The 19762-nt window shown below is 71.7% G+C and carries 17 protein-coding genes; 16 read left to right on the top strand and 1 reads right to left on the bottom strand.

Features of this window, described 5'->3' with window-relative positions; translation table 11 throughout:
- The first annotated feature begins 33 nt into the window (after positions 1–33).
- The 14 genes from ACGFNI_RS32760 to ACGFNI_RS32695 all read left to right on the top strand — a co-directional run bounded on the left by ACGFNI_RS32760 (position 34) and on the right by ACGFNI_RS32695 (position 15866).
- Positions 34–1386, top strand: coding sequence for a DUF6716 putative glycosyltransferase (locus ACGFNI_RS32760; RefSeq protein WP_393688910.1), 1353 nt, complete (start codon positions 34–36; stop codon positions 1384–1386).
- 53 nt (positions 1387–1439) lie between these two features.
- Positions 1440–2750 (top strand): cytidylyltransferase domain-containing protein, encoded by a 1311-nt coding sequence (locus ACGFNI_RS32755; protein ID WP_393688908.1) that lies wholly within the window; start codon positions 1440–1442, stop codon positions 2748–2750.
- A gap of 80 nt (positions 2751–2830) precedes the next feature.
- Positions 2831–3763 (top strand): N-acetylneuraminate synthase family protein, encoded by a 933-nt coding sequence (locus tag ACGFNI_RS32750; protein ID WP_393688906.1) that lies wholly within the window; start codon positions 2831–2833, stop codon positions 3761–3763.
- A gap of 127 nt (positions 3764–3890) precedes the next feature.
- A complete protein-coding gene (locus tag ACGFNI_RS32745) occupies positions 3891–4985 on the top strand; it encodes a hypothetical protein (protein ID WP_393689034.1) in 1095 nt (364 codons plus the stop codon).
- 159 nt (positions 4986–5144) lie between these two features.
- A complete protein-coding gene (locus ACGFNI_RS32740) occupies positions 5145–6401 on the top strand; it encodes an amidohydrolase (protein ID WP_393688904.1) in 1257 nt (418 codons plus the stop codon).
- A gap of 279 nt (positions 6402–6680) precedes the next feature.
- Complete coding sequence (locus ACGFNI_RS32735) at positions 6681–7547, top strand: oxaloacetate decarboxylase (RefSeq protein WP_393688902.1); 867 nt, start codon at positions 6681–6683, stop codon at positions 7545–7547.
- Positions 7544–7888 (top strand): hypothetical protein, encoded by a 345-nt coding sequence (locus ACGFNI_RS32730; protein WP_393688900.1) that lies wholly within the window; start codon positions 7544–7546, stop codon positions 7886–7888. The genes ACGFNI_RS32735 and ACGFNI_RS32730 overlap by 4 nt, the downstream gene beginning before the upstream one ends.
- A gap of 275 nt (positions 7889–8163) precedes the next feature.
- Positions 8164–9195, top strand: a complete 1032-nt coding sequence (locus tag ACGFNI_RS32725) for a BMP family protein (RefSeq protein WP_393688898.1) — start codon at positions 8164–8166, stop codon at positions 9193–9195.
- Between the two features lie 136 nt (positions 9196–9331).
- A complete protein-coding gene (locus tag ACGFNI_RS32720; protein WP_393689032.1) occupies positions 9332–10963 on the top strand; it encodes an ABC transporter ATP-binding protein in 1632 nt (543 codons plus the stop codon).
- Positions 10960–12117 (top strand): ABC transporter permease, encoded by a 1158-nt coding sequence (locus tag ACGFNI_RS32715; protein ID WP_393688896.1) that lies wholly within the window; start codon positions 10960–10962, stop codon positions 12115–12117. The genes ACGFNI_RS32720 and ACGFNI_RS32715 overlap by 4 nt, the downstream gene beginning before the upstream one ends.
- The gene (locus ACGFNI_RS32710; protein ID WP_393688894.1) at positions 12114–13394 is read left to right on the top strand and encodes an ABC transporter permease; all 1281 of its coding nucleotides are present in this window, start codon (positions 12114–12116) and stop codon (positions 13392–13394) included. The genes ACGFNI_RS32715 and ACGFNI_RS32710 overlap by 4 nt, the downstream gene beginning before the upstream one ends.
- A gap of 53 nt (positions 13395–13447) precedes the next feature.
- Positions 13448–13792, top strand: a complete 345-nt coding sequence (locus tag ACGFNI_RS32705; protein ID WP_393689030.1) for a cytidine deaminase — start codon at positions 13448–13450, stop codon at positions 13790–13792.
- Positions 13793–13897: 105 nt separating this feature from the next.
- On the top strand, positions 13898–15175 hold the full coding sequence (locus ACGFNI_RS32700) for a thymidine phosphorylase (RefSeq protein ID WP_393688892.1): 1278 nt from the start codon (positions 13898–13900) through the stop codon (positions 15173–15175).
- A gap of 97 nt (positions 15176–15272) precedes the next feature.
- Positions 15273–15866: a Uma2 family endonuclease gene (locus tag ACGFNI_RS32695; RefSeq protein WP_393688891.1), complete on the top strand. Its 594-nt coding sequence runs from the start codon at positions 15273–15275 to the stop codon at positions 15864–15866.
- A gap of 80 nt (positions 15867–15946) precedes the next feature.
- On the opposite strand, the gene ACGFNI_RS32690 is transcribed toward ACGFNI_RS32695, so the two are convergent.
- Positions 15947–17251: an MFS transporter gene (locus ACGFNI_RS32690; protein ID WP_393688889.1), complete on the bottom strand. Its 1305-nt coding sequence runs from the start codon at positions 17249–17251 to the stop codon at positions 15947–15949.
- 62 nt (positions 17252–17313) lie between these two features.
- Here ACGFNI_RS32690 and ACGFNI_RS32685 point away from each other — a divergent pair, with 62 nt between their 5' ends.
- Positions 17314–18372, top strand: coding sequence for a LysR substrate-binding domain-containing protein (locus ACGFNI_RS32685; RefSeq protein WP_393688887.1), 1059 nt, complete (start codon positions 17314–17316; stop codon positions 18370–18372).
- A gap of 196 nt (positions 18373–18568) precedes the next feature.
- On the top strand, positions 18569–18952 hold the full coding sequence (locus tag ACGFNI_RS32680) for a hypothetical protein (RefSeq protein WP_393688885.1): 384 nt from the start codon (positions 18569–18571) through the stop codon (positions 18950–18952).
- Positions 18953–19762 lie beyond the last annotated feature (810 nt).

The following is a 19762-nucleotide window of genomic DNA, read 5'->3' as shown; positions in this document are numbered from 1 at the left end:
CGCCGAGCCCCGTGCCTTCCTAGCGTCATCGACGTGCCATCACGTACCACTTCTACGCCGCGAGTTGCCGTACTCGCCGACTCGGACACCCGGTGGAAATGGGGCGCTTTGACAGCGTACCGAATCCAGCCAGGTGCCCGGCTCGACGGCTACCTCCTGCGCGGCCGAGCCACTCCCACGGTCCGCCAGCTCGACGAGGTCGGCGCCCGTGCGGAGCAGCTGCGCGAAATCCGCGGCGTCGACTTCCTCGACCTGATGAGGGACGACGCCACATCCGACGCACCCTACGACGTCGTCGTGCTGGCCTGCGTCGGCGGTGCGGTCCAGGCGATGCTGCACGGCCTCGCCCACGCCTGGGAGGGCGCCGCTGACCGCCGCCCCGTCGTGGTCACCGGCTACGTCGGCGTGGTCTACGAAAAGCTCACCGACGGGCTGCTGCTGCGGCACGGCGCGGACGTCGTACTCGCCAACTCCCGGCACGACGCGGACCGCTTCCGCGACGTCTACCGCGGCGTCGGCGCCGACCCCGGCAGCGTCGTCGAATGCGCCCTGCCCTTCCTCGGCGGCGCGCCCTACACCGGCGCCCCCGACGGCAAGGACCGGCCCTACAGCGTGGTGTTCGCCGCCCAGCCCTCCGTACCCGACAGCCGCGCGGACCGTACGTACCTGCTGCGCAGGGCCGTCGAGCACGCCCGCAGGCACCCCGACCGCGAGGTGCTGATCAAGCTCCGCAGCAAGCCGGGCGAGCACACCACGCACATCGAGGAACTGCCGTACCAGAAGCTCGCCGCCAAGGCGCCCGGCGGACTGCCCGCCAACTGCCGCCTGGTGTACGGCAACATGGGCGAGGTCCTGGACCGCACCGACCTGATGGTCACGGTCAGCTCCACCGCAGCCCTGGAATCCCTGCACCGCGGCATCCCCACCGCCGTCCTCACCGACCTCGGCGTCCGTGAAGTGCTCGGCAACCACCACTTCACCGGCTCCGGCTGCCTCGCCTCCTGGGACGAACTCGACGCCGGACACCGGCCCGAGCCCGACCCCTCCTGGCTGGCCAGGCAGGGCGTCGCGGCCGACGGCGGATACGAGCGGGCCTTCGACGCGGCCCGCGACCGGGTCACCGCGCTGCGCACCGCAGGACCGCTGCCGCCGATCACCCCCTACTACACACCGCGCACCGCCCCCGGCTACCTCCCCGGCATCCTCGCCCGGCACGGCCTCGACCCGCACGGCGCCCCGCTCGCCGGATACCGGGCCGAAGGACCGCAGGCCCCCGGCGGCCTGCGCAAGGTCGCCCGCGACACGGTCCGCGAAGCCGCCCGCGGGGCCTACCGCCACGGCGTGCAGCGCGTCGCCCCCGCCATCCGCCGCTGGGGGCAGCTCTGAACACCCCGCCCGCCCGCACCCGCAGCCCGCACCGCCCCCGGAAGGAGCCCGACATGCCGCACAGCCCGCAGAGCAGCCCGGCGACCGTCGTCGCCGTCATCCCCGCCCGCGGCGGATCCAAGGGCGTACCCGCCAAGAACCTCGCGGCCGTCGGCGGCGTACCCCTCGTCGCCCGCGCGGTCCGCGCCTGCCGCGCCGCCCGCCTGGTCACCGACGTCGTCGTCTCCACCGACGACAGCGCCATCGAGGCGGCGGCCCGCGGCGCGGGAGCCGTCGTCGTCCGCCGCCCCGGCGAGATCGCAGGCGACACCGCCACCAGCGAGGCCGCGGTCCTGCACGCCATGGACGCCTACGAAGCCGAACACGGCACCCGGATCGACACCGTCCTCCTCGTCCAGTGCACCAGCCCCTTCCTCACCGGCGATGACATCGACGGTGTCGCCGCCGCGATCGTCGAGCAGGGCGCGGACAGTGCACTGACCGTCGCCCCCTTCCACGGCTTCGTCTGGCGGGACGCCGACGCGGTGGCCGAAGCGGTGGACGCGCTGGAGCCGACCGGCGGGCGCAGCGGGTCCTTCGGCGCCGGATCCATACCGTCCCAGCAGGCCACCGCCACCGCCACGGCCGTCGCCACGTCCGGCGGCTACGGCGTCAACCACGACTCGTCCTTCCGGCCGCGCCGCCAGGACCGCCCGCAGGACCTCCTGGAGACCGGCGCCGCCTACGGCATGGCAGCCGCCGGATTCCGTACCGCGCGCCACCGCTTCTTCGGCCGCACCGAACTCGTCCGCACCGACCCGGCCCGCGTCCTGGAGATCGACGACCCGCACGACCTGGCCCGCGCCCGCGCCCTGGCACCGCTGCTCGACGCGCAGCTGCCGGGCGCGCTCCCCAGCGCCGACGACATCGACGCGGTCGTCCTCGACTTCGACGGCACCCAGACCGACGACCGGGTACTGATCGACGCCGAGGGACGGGAGTTCGTCTCCGTGCACCGCGGTGACGGGCTCGGCATCGCCGCGCTGCGCAAGGCCGAACTGAAGCTGCTGATCCTGTCGTCGGAGCAGAACCCGGTCGTCGCCGCCCGCGCCCGCAAGCTGCGGATCCCGGTCCTGCACGGCATCGACCGCAAGGACCTGGCACTCAAGCAGTGGTGCGAGGAGTCAGGAGTCGCCCCCGAGCGGGTGCTCTACGTCGGCAACGACGTCAACGACCTGCCCTGCTTCGACCTCGTCGGCTGGCCGGTCGCGGTCGCCGGGGCGCACGACGTGGTCCGCGGCGCGGCCCGCGCGGTCACCGCGACCCCGGGCGGCAGCGGAGCGATCCGCGAGATCGCCTCCTGGCTGCTCGGCCCGTCCCTCTGACCCACCCGCAACACCCGGGCCCACCGGCCCGCTTCACGCCCCTTACCCACGCCTGACCCATCCCTTAAGGAACCCTCCCCATGAGCAGCACCTCCCGCATCCGTACCCTCGGCAACCGCGAGGCCGGCCCCGGCCGCCCCGTCTACGTCACCGGCGAGATCGGCATCAACCACAACGGCGACCTGGAGAACGCGTTCGCGCTGATCGACGCCGCCGCCGAAGCCGGCTGTGACGCCGTGAAGTTCCAGAAGCGGACCCCGGAGATCTGCACCCCGCGCGACCAGTGGGACATCGAGCGCGACACCCCCTGGGGCCGGATGACCTACATCGACTACCGCCACCGCGTCGAGTTCGACGAGGACGGCTACCGCGCCATCGACGAGTACTGCAAGAAGCGCGGCATCGCCTGGTTCGCCTCCCCGTGGGACGTCGAGTCCGTCGCCTTCCTGGAGAAGTTCGACGTGCCCTGCTACAAGGTCGCCTCCGCCTCCCTCACCGACGACGAGCTGCTGCGCGCGATGCGCGCCACCGGCCGCACCGTCATCCTCTCCACCGGCATGTCCACCCCCAAGCAGATCCGGCACGCCGTCGAGGTCCTGGGCAGCGACAACATCCTGCTCTGCCACGCCACCAGCACCTACCCGGCCAAGGCCGAAGAGCTGAACCTCCGCATGATCAACACCCTCCAGGACGAGTACCCGAACGTCCCGATCGGCTACAGCGGCCACGAGACCGGCCTCCAGACCACCCTCGCCGCGGTCGCCCTCGGCGCCACCTTCGTCGAGCGCCACATCACCCTCGACCGCGCCATGTGGGGCTCCGACCAGGCCGCATCCGTCGAGCCGCAGGGCCTGACCCGCCTGGTCCGCGACATCCGCACCATCGAGGAGTCGCTCGGCGACGGCGTCAAGAAGGTCTACGAGAGCGAGCTGGGCCCGATGAAGAAGCTGCGCCGGGTGGGCGGCGTGGTCGCCGAAGCGGAGGCCGCCGACCGCGCCCCGGCCTCGGTCTGACCGGCGGGAAGGACGGCGGGAGAGCACCGTGAGCGCATCCGAAGGGGCCTGCGCCACGCCGCCCGACGGCGAAGCGGCGGCCCCGCCCCAGGAGACCGCGGACACTCCCGCCCACGGTCTCCTGGGGGTGCCCCGGCAGCGCAGGAGACCCGGAACCGGCGAGCCGGGACCGGAACCCGGCGGCGGCACCCTCGCCTTCGTCGAGAGCCCCGTCCAGCTCCTCAACGTCCTGGAATGGGCACACACCCAGCAGGCAGCCCAGGTCACCGTCGTCGTCCTCGCGCCGTACGACCCCATGACCCGCGGCCAGCTCCGGCGGATGGCCGAACTCGCCCGCGAAGAGGGCCACACCGTGCGCTGGGAAGAGGCCCGCGGCGGCGCGAGCGCCCCGCTGCGCACCATCGGCGGCCTCACCCCGCTGCTGCGCCGCGCCGGGCGCGTCGTCATCGGCGACCCCTTCTCGCGCTACGTCCAGCTGCTGCTCACCCTCACCCGCGCCCGGGACCTGGTGGTGGTCGACGACGGCACCGCCACCATGGAGTTCATCGCCCAACTGGCGCGCGGCGAACGGCTGGTGCGCTGGCACCGGCACGGCAGCGGACGCGGCGTGCGCGACCTGCTCTTCGCGCCGTTCTCGGCCACCGCACGCCGACGGCTCACCCCGCCGCCCGAAGGCGGCCGGCGCGCCGTCGGCGTGTTCAGCTCGATGCCCGTCGAACCGCCGCCCGGTGTCCGCGTCACCGCCAACGAATTCGCCTGGACCCGCGGCCGGTTCGGCCCGCCCCGGCTCACCCGCGCCGCCGACATCGTCGGCACCTCGCTCGTCGAGACGGGGGTCGTGGACACCGAGCGCTACCTGAAGGCGGTCGCCGCCCTGGCCCGCGCGCACGGCGCCACCCGCTACTTCGCGCACCGCAGGGAGCACACCGACAAGCTGCACCGGCTCGCGACCGAGACCGGGCTGGAAGTGGTACGCCCCGACCTGCCCCTGGAGTTGATCGCCCGCCGCGGCCCCATCGGGGCGCTGATCCTCAGCTTTCCCTCCACCGTCGTGCACACCCTGCCGCTCGCGCTGCTCGGCACCGGCGTGCGGGTCGCGGTCTGCGATGTGGATCCGGCATGGCTGACGAGCAACGCGTCGCCGCGGGCCCAGGGCTTCCTCGACGGGGTCACCGGCACCGCGCGTGACGTGCAGCGACTGCCTCCGGGTCAGGGCGTGTGACGGGAGCCGCGGAGCCCCGAATCCGCCGAATGAAGCGATAGGTGATACCCCTCGGACGGATGGCTCATGCGCCGGGCGGCCCTGAATTTCTCCCCTATGGGGTTGAACTTTTGTTGATCTAGGGCCAGTTGCCCCGGCCGGGCCCGTAACCTTCCCCGCGTGAACCAACTGAAGTCCCGCGCTGCCGATACCGACGACGTCCCCGCGAAGGAGTTGTTCCCCGGCGCCCTGCCCGACCCGCTGCGCGGCGAACTCATCGCCTTCCGCCGCGACTTGCACATGCACCCCGAGCTGGGGAACCAGGAATTCCGGACCACCGCGGCGATCAAGGACCGCCTGGAGCGGGCCGGTCTGCGGCCCCGCGTCCTGGACATCGGCACCGGCCTGGTGTGCGACATCGGCACTGCCCCCGGCAGCCTCGCCGCCGACCCCGAGGCCCGCCCCGTACTGGCCCTGCGCGCGGACATCGACGCGCTGCCCATCCCGGACACCAAGACCGTCTCCTACCGCTCCACGGTCACCGACCGCGCGCACGCCTGCGGCCACGACGTGCACACCGCCGTCGTGCTCGGCGCCGGCCTGGTGCTCGCCGGTCTCGCCCGCGAAGGGCTGCTGCCCCGCCCGGTCCGGCTGATCTTCCAGCCCGCCGAGGAAGTCCTGCCGGGCGGCGCGTCGGACGCCATCGAGTCCGGCGTGCTGGACGGCGTCGGCCGCATCCTGGCCGTGCACTGCGACCCACGGGTGGACGCCGGACGGATCGGCCTGCGCACCGGCCCCATCACCTCGGCCTGCGACCGCCTGGAGGTCGCCGTCGACGGTCCTGGCGGCCACACCGCGCGCCCGCACCTGACCACGGACCTGGTCACCGCCGCCGCCCGGATCGCCGTCGACGTCCCGGCCCTGGTCGCCCGCCGCGTCGACGCACGCTCGGGACTCGCCGTCACCTGGGGCCGGCTGGACGCGGGCCACGCCTGCAACGTCATCCCGCAGCACGCCGAACTGTCGGGAACGGTGCGCTGCCTGGACCTGGACGCCTGGCGCAGGGCCCCCGACCTCCTGCACGCCGCCATCGACGAGACCGCGGCCCTGCACGGCGCGAAGTCCCAGATCACCTACATCCGCGGGGTGCCGCCTGTGGTCAACGAAGCAGGTTCGGCCCAGCTGCTGCACGACGCGATGGCCGCCCGCCGCGGCCCGGCCGCCATCGAGGACACCGAACAGTCCCTGGGCGGCGAGGACTTCTCCTGGTACCTCGAACACGTACCGGGCGCGATGGCCAGGCTCGGCGTACGGCCGCCCGGCGATCCCGCGCGGCTCGATCTGCACCGCGGCGACTTCGACGTGGACGAGCAGGCGATCCAGGTGGGTGTGGAGCTGTTCACGGCGGCGGCGCTGCTGGACGCGGCGCGCGGCTAGCCATCGCCGTTTTCCCGGCCGGGGCGTCCGGCGCGTTGTGCTGCCGCGTGCCCCGGCCCTTTCATCCGACCGGCTCTAGCAAAGGTCATGCCGACGTATGGATGAAGTAAAGGGAAACCCATGGCGTGTTAAAGCGATTCGGGCGGGCCATCGTATAGATATGCCTCTGGCCCGTTCTTCATGCGAGCGGGCTGTCCGCGGCGCCGGGACAAATCGGCGCGCCTATCAGCGTGCCCGTACGCCGGGCCGTACCCCGCCCGTTCCATGAGGAGCAACACCATGCGTTATGGACAAGCACTGCGTAACGAGATCGCGTCCGAGGGGACGACGCCCCTCATCGGTGTCTACGACATGTACTCGGCGTCCGTCGCCGCCGCCCACTACAACGGATTCTTCGTGTCCGGCTTCGGCTTCGCCGCGTCGTACTACGGACTCCCCGACATCGGATTCATCGCCTGGCCCGACATGGTGGCCTTCGTGGAACGCCTGCGCGGCGCCTTCCCCCGCCACCACCTGCTGGTCGACATCGACGACGGCTACGTCGACCCCGAGGTGGCCTGCCACGTCGTGCGGCGCCTGGAGCGGATCGGGGCGACCGGCGTCATCCTGGAGGACCAGAAGCGCCCCCGCCGATGCGGGCACGCCGACGGCAAGATGGTGCTGCCGCTCGACGAGTACCTGGAAAAGCTCAACCTCGTGCTGGCCAGCCGCAGCGACCTGCTGGTCGTGGCGCGTACCGACGCCACGGAGGAGGCCGACATCCTGCGCCGGGCTGCGGCGCTGGCCGAAACCGAAGCGGACGTGGTGCTCGTCGACGGGGTGCGCAGCGTCGACTGGATCCGCCGCATCCGCAAGGTCGTCGGCGACAAGCCGCTGCTGTTCAACCAGATCGCCGGCGGGAAGTCCCCGCGCCTCTCGCTGACCGAGCTGACCGAGCTGGGTGTCGACGTGGCCATTTACAGCACCCCCTGCCTGTTCGCCGCGCACCGCGCGATGGAAACGGCCATGGCGGAGCTGAAGTTCGCCGACGGCAGGCTGCCGGCCGCCGGGGCGGACGGCGGCGACATCGGCGTCAAGGAGGCAACGGACCTGCTGGCCAGGAACATCGGGCGGCAGCACCCGCAGCGACAGACCGTCCTGGCATGACGGACGGAGCCGGGCCGCGGCACGCCCGCCCGCGGCCCCGGCACCTGAAGCGCCTGGTGGGCGGGGCCACCGTCGCCGTCGCCGTGGCCGGGGACGTGCTCGGCGCCGGGGCGCTGACCGCCGAGGCCGCGGTCCCCAGCTCACTGATCGTGATCGACAACTCCCACGCGGATTCCTGGCTGGAGATCGACCGGGCCTTCAACCTCCAACTGGGCGGCGGAGTCACCGGCAGTGACCTCGACGGCGGGGGGACGCACCTCACGCACACGCTGCTGTCCCCGCTGACCCGCGGCGACCAGGGCAACCACGGCGAGCTGGACTCGGAGAAGGAGGAGGAGTGACCGGGTGACCCGGCGGCCCTTCCCGCCGGTGTGACCTGACGACCCCGATGGGGCGGTGGCGCAAGCCCCCGCCCCATCACGCATGCCGGGCGCGCGAGCCGGCGGAGGACCGCACGGCGTGCGCGCCCCCCGCCCCATCGCGTGTGCGCCCGCGCCGCCCCTTCGCGACGAATCGATAACGGCCGCGTCGTGGAGGGTTTTGCGCCATGTCTACGCGCGTTAATCTCCCGCTAAGCCGGTGCCACCGAAGGTGCCGGGAGCGAAGGGAAGGCCCCGTGCGCCGGGTCATCAGGATTGCCGCCGCGGCCAGTGCCACCGCGGTTCTCGCGCTCACCGCCACCGCGTGCGGGCAGAGTTTCGCCGAGGCCAACCGTGCCAAGCACGCCGGTGTCGGGCTCGCCTTCGACATCGGAGGCCGGGACGACCATTCGTTCAACGAGGCGGCTGCGCGTGGTACGGAGAACGCCAGGAAGGCGCTCGGCGTCAAGGTCAAGATGCTGACGGCCAAGAACGGCGAGACGGAAGCCGACCGCGAGCAGCGGCTGACGTCCTTCGCCGAGGCCGGCTACAACCCGGTCATAGGCGTCGGCTTCGCCTACAGCCAGTCCGTGCAGAACGTCGCCGAGGACTTCCCCGCCACCACGTTCGGCGTGGTCGACGCGGTGCCGACGGGCAAGAACGTCGACGCGATGGTCTTCGCCGAGCACGAGGGTTCCTATCTGGCCGGTGTCGCCGCCGCGTTGAAGAGCAAGACGCACCGGGTCGGCTTCATCGGCGGCGTCAACAACGCGCTGATCCAGAAGTTCCAGGCCGGCTTCGAGCAGGGGGTGCGGGCCACCGACCCGAAGGCCAAGATCACCTCGCAGTACCTGTACCCGAACAACGACAAGGGCTTCAACGACCCGGCCGCCGCGAAGGCCAAGGCGTCCGGCATGCTCGACAGCGGGATCGACGTGATCTACTCCGCGGCCGGGCAGTCGGGCGCCGGATCCATCGAGGCGATCAGCAAGCGCAAGGGCGCCTGGGCGATCGGCGTGGACTCCGACCAGTACCGCCAGGCGGGCCTGGCGAAGTACCGGAACTGCATCCTCACGTCCGTGGTCAAGAACGTCGACGTCGCGGTCTACGACCTGATCAAGAGCGTCGAGCACGGCAAGCCGCTCACCGGAGTGCACAGCTACGACGTGCGCAAGAACGGCGTCACGCTCGCCACGTCGGGCGGCTTCATCAAGGACATCCAGCCGCAGATCGACGCGGCCAGGAAGCAGATCGTCGAGGGCAAGGTGAAGGTCAAGGAGACGCCCTAGATGAGTGAGCCCGAAGCCATCTAGCCCGGGAAACGGGCGGCGCGGCGGCGGCCCCCGAGGCCCGGCCCGCGTCCCCGTCCGGTCTTCCGCATCACACCCGCCCCTTCCGCTCCTTCATCCCCGAGGGGAGTGCGCCATCAACGCAGCACCCACGAGCAGCAGTCCGGCGAGCCCGGACGCCCCTGCCGTTGAACTCCGCGGCATCACCAAGCGGTTCCCCGGCGTCGTCGCCAACCACGACATCCACCTCACCGTGCGCCGCGGCACCGTCCACGCCCTGTGCGGCGAGAACGGCGCGGGCAAGTCCACCCTGATGAAGATCCTCTACGGCATGCAGAAGCCGGACGAGGGCACCATCACGCTGGACGGCCACGACGTCACCCTGCACACACCGGGCGACGCCATCGCCCGCGGCATCGGCATGGTCCACCAGCACTTCATGCTCGCCGACAACCTCACCGTCCTGGAGAACACCGTCCTGGGCGCCGAGAAACTGCACGGCATCTCCGGCGGCGCCCGCGCGAAAATACGGGAGATCTCCGACGCGTACGGGCTGAACATCCGCCCCGACGTGCTCGTCGAAGACCTCGGGGTCGCCGACCGGCAGCGCGTGGAGATCCTCAAGGTCCTCTACCGGGGCGCCCGCACCCTCATCCTCGACGAACCGACCGCGGTCCTCGTCCCGCAGGAGGTCGACGCGCTCTTCGACAACCTGCGCGAGCTGAAGTCCGAGGGCCTGACCGTCATCTTCATCTCCCACAAGCTCGGCGAGGTGCTGTCGGTCGCCGACGACATCACCGTCATCAGGCGCGGCACGACCGTCGCGTCCGTCGAACCGTCGGCCACCACCCCCAAGCAGCTCGCCGAGCTGATGGTCGGCAGCGAACTGCCGTCCCCCGAGACCCGCGAGTCGACCGTCACCGACCAGCCGATGCTGGAGGTCGACGGCCTGCACCTGACGGCCACCGACTCCGACGGCGTGGTCCGCACGGTCCTGGACGGCATCGGACTCACCATCCACCAGGGCGAAGTGCTGGGCGTCGCAGGCGTGGAGGGCAACGGCCAGGCCGAACTGGTCGAGGCCATCATGGGCACCAGGGCACCCGACCACGGCACCGTCACCCTCGACGGCACCGACATCTCGCGCACCACCACCCGCAGGCGCCGCGAGGGCGGCATCGGCTACATCCCCGAGGACCGGCACCGCCACGGCCTGCTGCTGGAAGCCCCGCTGTGGGAGAACCGCATCCTCGGGCACGTCACCGAACGCCCCAACAGCAAGGGCAGGCTCCTCGACCTGGCAGGCGCCCGCAAGGACACCGCCCGCATCGTCGACGCGTACGACGTACGCACACCCGGCATCGAGGTCACCGCCGCCTCGCTGTCCGGCGGCAACCAGCAGAAACTGATCGTCGGCCGCGAGATGAGCCACCACCCCAAGCTGCTGATCGCCGCCCACCCCACCCGCGGCGTGGACGTCGGCGCGCAGGCGCAGATCTGGGAACAGATCCGCGAGGCACGCCGCGAGGGCCTGGCGGTGCTGCTGATCTCCGCCGACCTCGACGAGCTGATCGGCCTGTCCGACACCCTGCGGGTGATGTACCGCGGCCGGCTGGTCGCGGACGCCGATCCCGCCGTCATCACCCCGGAGGAGTTGGGCTCCGCCATGACCGGTGCCGCCAGCGGCCACCTCACAGCGGACGGGGACACCGGCACCGGCCACCCCGCGTCCGACGGCACCGACGCGACGGGCGGTGACCAGGCATGAGCACCGCGACCAAGCTCCCCGCCGGGGACGCCGCCAGGAGCGCCACCCGCGACAAGGTGATCCTCGCGGTCGCCGCGCCGCTGCTGGCCATCGTCGCCGCTGTGGTGATCAGCTCGCTGGTCTTCCTGGCGTCCGGCGAGAACCCGTTCCGGGCCTACGGGATCATGGCCGATTACGGCCACTACAGCGACAGCCAGGTCTGGATCATCAACAAGTCGGTGCCGTACTACCTTTCGGCACTCGCGGTCGCCATCGGCTTCCGGATGAACCTCTTCAACATCGGCGTCGACGGCCAGTACCGCCTCGCCGCCTTCGCCGCCGCGGCCGTCGGCGGCGCCATCGCACTGCCGGGCGCGCTCCAGATCATCCTGCTCATCGTCATCGCGATGCTGGTGGGCGCCATCTGGTCAGGTATCGCCGGCCTGCTGAAGACCACCCGCGGCGTCAGCGAAGTGATCACCACGATCATGCTGAACTCCATCGCCGCATCGGTCATCGGCTACTTCCTCCAGGACGGCCGCCTCGCCGTCAAGGACGGCAACCTCCTGCACACCGAATTCCTCCCGGAATCCAGCCACTTCTTCTCCTTCCCCACCCACCCCAAGCCGGTCTACGGCTTCGTGGTGATCGCGGTGGCGGCGGGCGCGCTCTACTGGTTCCTGCTCTCCCGCACCCGCTTCGGCTTCGACCTGCGGACCGTCGGCGCATCCGAACCCGCAGCCGAGGCCAGCGGCGTCAGCGTCAAGCGGATGGTCGTCATCAGCATGCTGCTGTCCGGCGCAGCGGCAGGGCTGGTCGGCATGCCCACCCTGCTCGGCGAGTCCTTCCAGTACGGCACCGACTTCCCCGCAGGCATCGGCTTCACCGGCATCGCCATCGCCCTCCTCGGCCGCAACCACCCCGTCGGCATGGCCTTCGGCGCCCTGCTGTGGGCCTTCCTCGACCGCACCGGCTCCCGCCTGGAGTTCGAGGGCTACGCCCAGGAAATCGTCGGCGTCATCCAGGGCGTCATCGTGCTGTGCGTGGTCATCGCGTACGAGATCGTGCGCCGCTACGGACTGCGGCTCCAGCAGCGCAAGGTCGGCGAGGAACTGGCAGCCGCGGCCCGTACCGCGGGCGTTGACAACAACGACAAGCCGGAGGTGTCGGCGTGAGTACGGACCTCAAGCCCGCGGCGCAGCCCGCGGCCACCGCGAAGGGCGGCCGGCGCCGGCTGACCTACCCCTGGGTCCTGCTGATCATCGCCGTCGGCCTGCTCGCGGTCTCCGCGCTGCGGGCCGTCACCGGCACGGCCGACCTCACCTCCACCGGCCAGTTCGGCGCCGCGCTCAGCGCCGCTGTGCCGATCGGCCTGGCGGGCCTCGGCGGCCTGTGGTCCGAGCGGGCCGGCGTGGTCAACATCGGCCTCGAAGGCATGATGATGCTCGGCTCGTTCGCGGCCGGCTGGATCGGCTGGCAGCACGGGCCGTGGGCCGCGGCGCTGGCCGGCGTCATCGGCGGCGCGCTCGGCGGCCTGATCCACGCGGTCGCCACCGTCACCTTCGGCGTCGACCACATCGTCTCCGGCGTCGCCATCAACATCCTCGCCCTCGGCGCCACCCAGTACCTCGCCACCCTGTGGTTCGGCAGGGAGGGCAGCGCGGCCCAGGCCGCGGGCGGCAACGACAAGCAGTCCCCGCCGATGCCTGACATGCCGACCTTCACCGTCCCCGGCCTCTCCGACTGGCTCAACTCCATCGAGGCGCACCACTGGTTCGCCGTCTCCGACCTCGCCGGCATCCTCGGCGCCGCCGTCACCAACGTCTCCTGGCTGACGGTCGCGACCATCGGCCTGTTCGTCGGCAGCTTCTACCTGCTGTGGCGCTCGCCGTTCGGCCTGCGGCTGCGGTCCTGCGGCGAGGCCCCGCTGTCCGCCGAGACGCTGGGCGTCAACGTCTACCGGTACAAGTACGCGGCGGTCCTGGTCTCCGGTGCGCTCGCCGGACTCGGCGGCGCCTTCCTCTCCATCGGCGTGCACTTCTACCAGGACGGCCAGACCGGCGGTCGCGGCTACATCGGCCTGGCCACGATGATCTTCGGCAACTGGCGCCCCGGCGGCGTCGCGATGGGCGCCGGACTCTTCGGCTTCATGGACGCCATGCAGCTGCGCAGCGGCGGCCCCACCGTGCACGCCCTGCTGCTCGGCCTCGCCGCGCTGCTCGCCGTCCTCGCACTGCTGCGGCTGCGCGCCGCCAAGCGCGGCCAGGCGGCTCTCGCCGCCGTCATCGCCGTCGCGCTGGTCGCCTGGTACTTCGTCGCCGACACCGTGCCGCTCGAACTCGTCGAGGCCAGCCCCTACATCGCTACCCTGCTCGTGCTCGCCCTCTTCTCCCAGCGGCTCCGCCCGCCGAAGGCCGGTGGCAAGCCCTATCGCCGAGGACAAGGCACTTGACCCCACAGACGCAGGTCGACTGGACCGCACTGCGCGCGCAGGCCCGGGACGCCATGTCCCGGGCCTACGCCCCGTATTCCGGCTACCCCGTAGGCGCCGCCGCGCTCGTCGACGACGGACGCACGGTCACCGGCTGCAACGTCGAGAACGCCTCGTACGGCCTCGCGCTGTGCGCCGAATGCGGCCTGATCTCCGCCCTGTTCGCCTCAGGCGGCGGCCGGCTGACGGCCTTCACCTGCGTCGACGGCGCGGGCGAGCTGCTGGTCCCGTGCGGTCGCTGCCGCCAGCTGCTGTACGAACACGGCGGCGGGCCGCTGCTCGTCGACACGGCGGCCGGCATCCGCACGCTGGCCGAGCTGCTGCCTGACGCCTTCGGCCCCGGACACCTGCGCGACTGACACCCGAAGGCGGCGGCGCACCGGACGGCAGCCCGGTGCGCCGCCGCCTTCGCACCCCGGTGTCTCTGCGTGGAGAACTTGACCAACCGCCCGAAAGGAAGCCCCATGGACGTCATCTCCGTCATCCGCACCAAGCGCGACCGCGGTGAGCTGACCGCCGATCAGATCGACTGGGTGATCGACGCCTACACCCGCGGCGAGGTCGCCCACGAGCAGATGTCGTCCCTGGCGATGGCGATCTTCCTCAACGGCATGAACCGCACGGAGATCGCCCACTGGACCGCCGCGATGATCAACTCCGGTGAGCGGATGGACTTCTCCGCACTGTCCCGCCCCACCACCGACAAGCACTCCACCGGCGGCGTCGGCGACAAGATCACCCTCCCGCTCGCCCCGCTCGTCGCCGCCTGCGGCGCCGCCGTACCCCAGCTCTCCGGCCGCGGCCTCGGCCACACCGGCGGCACCCTCGACAAGCTGGAGTCCATCCCCGGCTGGCGCGCCGGGCTGTCCAACGACGAGATGCTGGCCGTACTCCACGACGTCGGCTCCGTGATCTGCGCCGCGGGCGACGGCCTGGCCCCCGCCGACAAGAAGCTCTACGCGCTCCGCGACGTGACGGGCACCGTCGAGGCCATCCCGCTCATCGCCTCCTCCATCATGTCCAAGAAGATCGCCGAGGGCACCGGATCGCTCGTCCTCGACGTCAAGGTCGGCTCCGGCGCCTTCATGAAGCACCTCGACGACGCCCGCGAACTCGCCTCCACCATGGTCGAGTTGGGCGCCGACCACGGCGTACCCACGGTCGCCCTGCTCACCGGCATGGCCACCCCGCTCGGCCTGACCGCGGGCAACGCGCTCGAAGTCCGCGAGTCCGTCGAGGTCCTGGCGGGCGGCGGCCCCCAGGACGTCATCGACCTCACCCTCGCCCTCGCCCGCGAGATGCTCGACGCCGCCGGCCTGACCGACGCCGACCCGGCCAGGGCCCTCGCCGACGGCTCCGCCATGGACCACTGGCGCCGCATGATCAGCGCCCAGGGCGGCGACCCCGACGCCGCACTCCCGGTCGCCCGCGAACAGCACGTCGTCACCGCGTCCGCCACCGGCACCCTCACCACCCTCGACGCCTACGCCGTCGGCCTCGCCGCCTGGCGCCTGGGCGCAGGACGCGCCCGCAAGGAGGACCCCGTCCAGGCGGGCGCAGGTGTCGAACTCCACGCCAAGCCGGGCGACCCGGTCACCGCGGGACAGCCACTGCTGACCCTGCACACCGACACCCCCGAGAAGCTCCCCTACGCCCTGGAGGCCCTGGAAGGCCAGGTCCTCGTCGGCCCCGCCGACACGGCCTTCGCCGCCCCGCCCGTGGTGCTGGAACGTATCGGCTGACCTGGGGGTTTCCCGTATGGGTGAAGGGTGTTTGTGGACGGGGTCGGGGGCCGTTGGGCATGCTGGGATCGGTGACGTACCGATAGAGGAGACCGCCATGAGCGCACTCACCGTCGAACATCAGCCGCAGTATGGCAGCGGCTGGGACGGCCTCGTCCGTCTCTGGGAGGAGTCGGACGGCCCCGAGGGCAGCAGGGTGGAGATCATTGAGGGGATCGTCACCGTGTCACCACCGCCCGATGGCATGCACAACGATATCGCCGACGAGCTGGCGGAACGTCTGTATGCGGTCAAGCCCAAAGAGTGGGGGATTTACCAGACGCTCGGTGTCGCTGTGCCGTCGCGCGAAGGGCTGTACGTCCCGGACCTCGTCGTCGCACCGAAGCAACTGGTCCGAAGCGAGCCCCTCGGCTACCTGCCTGCCGCCGCGTCCGAACTCATCGTTGAGATCACGTCGAAGTCCAATGCGGTCCACGACCGGATCAGCAAGCCCGCTGGATACGCCCGAGCCGGAGTCCCGTTCTACCTGCTCATTGACAGGTGGGCTCCGGTCGAGCCGACCGTCACGCTCTTCGGCGACCCGCAGAACGACGTCTACCGCCCGCTGAGCACGGTCAAGTTCGGCGAGCCGTTTCACCTCCCTGAGCCGTTCGACCTCACCATCGAAACCGCTGCTTTCTCACCGGACTGACCACCCTGACACGACGAAGAAGGGGCCCGCTTCCACCAGGACAGGTGGTGGAAGCGGGCCCCTCCGGCTTGTGGTGGCCGCTACGCCGCCCGCTCCAGCCGCAGCAGCCGCTGTTCGGCCAGGGCCTTGCGGGTGGCGTACAGCGTGATCGCGGCGGCGCCGACCATGGCGGCCAGACCGAGGGCGATGGTGCCCTCCCAGCCGGCCGCGTGGAAGGCGAAGGCGCCGAGCGCGCCGCCGATGCTGCTGCCGATGTAGTACGCGCACTGGTACAGCGCCGACGCCTGGGCGCGTGCCGTCTTCGCCGTGCGGCTGACCGCGGCCGACGCGACCGCGTGGCCGGCGAAGAAGCCCGCGGTGATCAGGATCAGCCCGGCCAGCACGGCGGCGACCGAGTCGGCGAGGGTGAGCAGCAGACCTGCGGACGTGGTGCCCAGCGCGAGGTAGAGGGCGCCGCGGCGGCCGAGACGGCCGACGAGCTTGCCTGCCGCGGCCGATGAGGCCGTGCCGACGAGGTAGACCAGGAAGATCGAGCCGACGATGCCCTGCGGGAGGTTGAAAGGTTCGGCGACCAGGCGGTAGCCGATGACGGTGTAGACCGCGCCGAACACCGTCATGAACAGCGCGCCGATGCCGTACAGGCGGCGCAGCAGCGGATCGGCGAGATGACCGCCGAGGGTGCGGGCGAGCGCCCGCGGGCCGACCGAACGGGACGCGAAATGCCGGGCCTTGGGGACCAGGAGCTGGAACGCGACCGCGCACACCACGGCCATCAGACCCACCGAGCCGAGGCCCACCCGCCAGCCCCACGCCTGGGCGACCCAGCCGGACACGATCCGCCCGGACATGCCGCCGATGCTGTTGCCCGCCACGAACAGGCCGATGGCGGCGACCAGCGCCTTGGGACGCACCTCCTCCGCGAGGAAGGCCATCGCCGAAGCCGGGAGACCGGCGAGTGCCACGCCCTGGACGACGCGCAGCGCGATCAGCCAGCCGAGCGACGGCGCGAACGGCACCGCCATGGCGATCAGCGCGGCGACCGAGAGCGAGGCGGTCATCATCGTGCGGCGGCCGAAGCGTTCGGAGAGCGCGCTCAGCGGGATCACCGCGAGCGCAAGTCCGAAGGTGGCGCCCGACACCGTCCAGCTCGCCTGGTCCGCCGGTACGTGCAGACCGTCCGAGATGGCGGGCAGCAGCGCCTGCGTCGAATAGAGGAGCGCGAAGGTGGCCAGACCCGCGGCGAAGAGGGCGAAGCTCATCCGGCGGTAGCCGGGGCCGCCGGGGTGCAGTTTCGCCGCGTCGGGGTCGGCGGCGGTGTCGGCGGATGACGGGGAAGAGGCGACCGCGGGAAGGGTGGCGGACGCCCCGGTATCAGCGGGAGGCATGGTTCGAAGGTAGACACACAGGTTTTATGCGTCCAATGCATGGAAACGCCATAATCGATGCTGTGACGCATGATCGCAGTTCACGCGGGTCTGTGTCACAAGACGGCAAGAGAAAAGACATCCTGGGAAGGAACCGGCCGGTGGGAAAGGACGGTACGCGAGGGGGCCGTGGGGCTCAGCGGACGGCGGAGATCGCCGAGACCGCGGAAGTCGGGGCCGACTCCTGGGCGTTGACCCTCGCACCCCGGCTTGCCCAGTTCACCGCCGTCGCCCGGCACGAACACGTCACCCGCGCCGCGCACGAACTCGGCATGCCGCAGCCCACCCTCAGCCGCGCCCTCGTCCGCCTGGAGGACGACCTCGGCGTCGCCCTCTTCGCCCGGCACGGCCGCACCCTCTCGCTCACCCCGGCGGGCCGCGCCTTCCGCGCCTGGACCGAAAAGGCGCTCGCCGACCTGGAACGCGCCACCGAATCCGTACGCGCCGACGCCGACCCCACAGCCGGCAAGGTCGCCTTCGGCTTCCTGCACACCCTCGGCTCCGAAACCGTCCCCGGCCTGATCCGCACCTTCCGCGCCGACCACCCCCGGGTCCGCTTCCAACTCGTCCAGAACTACGGCGAGGCGATGATCGAACGGCTGCGGGCCGGCGACCTCGACCTGTGCCTGACCTCGCCGGTGCCCGACTACCCCGACCTCGTCGCCCGCCGCCTCGACGAACAGAAGCTGCGCCTGGTCGTCCCCGACGACCACCCGCTCGCCAAGCGCAAGCGGATCCGGCTGGCCGAGGCGTCCGGCGAACTGTTCGTCACCCTCGAACCCGGCTACGGGCTGCGCCGGATCACCGACGCGCTGTGCGCCGAGGCCGGGTTCACGCCGCGCGTCGCGTTCGAGGGGGAGGAGGCGGAGACCCTGCGCGGCCTGGTCGCGGCCGGCCTCGGCGTGGCCCTGCTGCCGCCGCCCGCGGTCCCCAGGCCCGGCGTCGCCGAACTGACGGTGACCGCACCCCGCGCGGTCCGCGAAATCGGCGTGGCCTGGCTCGACGGCCACCAGGACACGCCCCCGGTGGCCGCGTTCAAGAAGTTCCTGCTGGGACGGCGCGGGGTGCTGCTGCCGCGGTAGCGACCGTACGGCGGCCTCCCCGCGCGCCCCGCCGCTCACACCTGCCCCCGGCGACCGGCCTTCCCGGTCCCGCTGCCCGCGCGGGCACCCGGCGTCTATGTTTGCCGGGAGCCGCCGCGGCAGGGCGGGACACCGCAGTACACGACGCGGCGCCGCAGCGGCAGCGATTCCGGACACCGAGTGCGAGGAGCAGGACATGCTCGACGGGGGACTCGAACTGCTGGTTCGGGTGGGGCTCACGGACACCGACGACCCGGACGAGCTGGACGACGCGACGCTGTCCCTGCGCCGGCTCCTCGACACCCTCCCGGAGGTCGGCGCCCGCGAACTCCGGTCGCCCGGCGCGCCGTCCGGCTCGAAGGGCACGGCACTCGAACTGGGCGCGATGGCCATCACGGTGCTGGGCGCCCACCGGGGACTGCGGGTGCTGGTGGACGCCCTGCGGGTATGGGTGCACCGCGCGGACAACCGCTCCGTGGTCGTCCGGCTCGGCGACGACAGCGTGGAGATCAACGGCATGTCGCCGGAACGCACAGCGGAGCTGGCCGAGTCCTTCCTCCAGCGCCGCACCACGGACTAGGGCGTTTCTGACGGATCTCCGCGGCCATCGAAACCCGCAAGACCCTGTTCGCCACGACCGTCGCCCTGCGCCGCGCCGACACCGCGGTGGTACGCCGCCTGGTCCTGGCCGCGCCCCGCAGCCACTGGCCGTTCGGGCCGCCCGGCTTCGACCAGCACGTCGCGACGCTGCGCCACTGGTCGCTGCAACGCGGTTCCCCCGCACCCGTCCACCACGGCACGATGTGGCTCCCGTTACGCGGCGCCGGCGCCGTCATCCTCGTCGGGCTGACGCTGTTCGTCGGCATCGACCGGCCCTGGACGAGAGGCGGACCCGACGTGGCGACGGTGCCGCGGGCCTGCTCCCAGCTCGACCACGACGCGGCGGCGAGCCTGTCCCTCACGTACCCCATCGTCTCGCCCGACAAGGGCACCGATACGGTGCGGCGAAGTCGGACGCCTCCCGCGCAGGCCGCGTCAGCGAGCCACCCGGCCTCGGCGCCGACGGTTTCGCGGCCGAGTCCGACGACGGCCACACCCGCAGCCTCGTCAGTGCGCAGGGCAACATCGCCGTCACCCTGGTCTTCCACAGCCGGGCACGGGAACAACTGCCCCTCCCCGACGCGGACAAGCTCCTGCGCATCCAGAAGCGGGCCTTGGCGGCGGCCGATCACGGCTGACGGGGAGCGCGAAGGGCCGCGCGTCGGGGGAGTTGACCCTCGGACACGCCCCCTAGTGCGTGTTTGAGATATTGATCAAGTCTGTGAAACGGTCTTGATATGGCTCGTGGAGATCTGACGGACGAACAATGGGCCCGACTGGAGGTGGTGTT

The sequence above is a fragment of the Streptomyces sp. NPDC048644 genome, from assembly GCF_043199105.1.
Taxonomy (GTDB): Bacteria; Actinomycetota; Actinomycetes; order Streptomycetales; family Streptomycetaceae; genus Streptomyces.
Note: the sequence above shows the minus strand (reverse complement) of the source record. Positions and strands in the feature narration are given on the sequence as shown.

Coding starts and splice junctions, on each gene's coding strand:
- ACGFNI_RS32755 (WP_393688908.1), top strand. CDS start 1,440: ATGCCGCACAGCCCGCAGAGCAGCCCGGCGACCGTCGTCGCCGTCATC.
- ACGFNI_RS32750 (WP_393688906.1), top strand. CDS start 2,831: ATGAGCAGCACCTCCCGCATCCGTACCCTCGGCAACCGCGAGGCCGGC.
- ACGFNI_RS32735 (WP_393688902.1), top strand. CDS start 6,681: ATGCGTTATGGACAAGCACTGCGTAACGAGATCGCGTCCGAGGGGACG.
- ACGFNI_RS32730 (WP_393688900.1), top strand. CDS start 7,544: ATGACGGACGGAGCCGGGCCGCGGCACGCCCGCCCGCGGCCCCGGCAC.
- ACGFNI_RS32715 (WP_393688896.1), top strand. CDS start 10,960: ATGAGCACCGCGACCAAGCTCCCCGCCGGGGACGCCGCCAGGAGCGCC.
- ACGFNI_RS32705 (WP_393689030.1), top strand. CDS start 13,448: ATGTCCCGGGCCTACGCCCCGTATTCCGGCTACCCCGTAGGCGCCGCC.
- ACGFNI_RS32700 (WP_393688892.1), top strand. CDS start 13,898: ATGGACGTCATCTCCGTCATCCGCACCAAGCGCGACCGCGGTGAGCTG.
- ACGFNI_RS32695 (WP_393688891.1), top strand. CDS start 15,273: ATGAGCGCACTCACCGTCGAACATCAGCCGCAGTATGGCAGCGGCTGG.
- ACGFNI_RS32690 (WP_393688889.1), bottom strand. CDS start 17,251: ATGCCTCCCGCTGATACCGGGGCGTCCGCCACCCTTCCCGCGGTCGCC.
- ACGFNI_RS32680 (WP_393688885.1), top strand. CDS start 18,569: ATGCTCGACGGGGGACTCGAACTGCTGGTTCGGGTGGGGCTCACGGAC.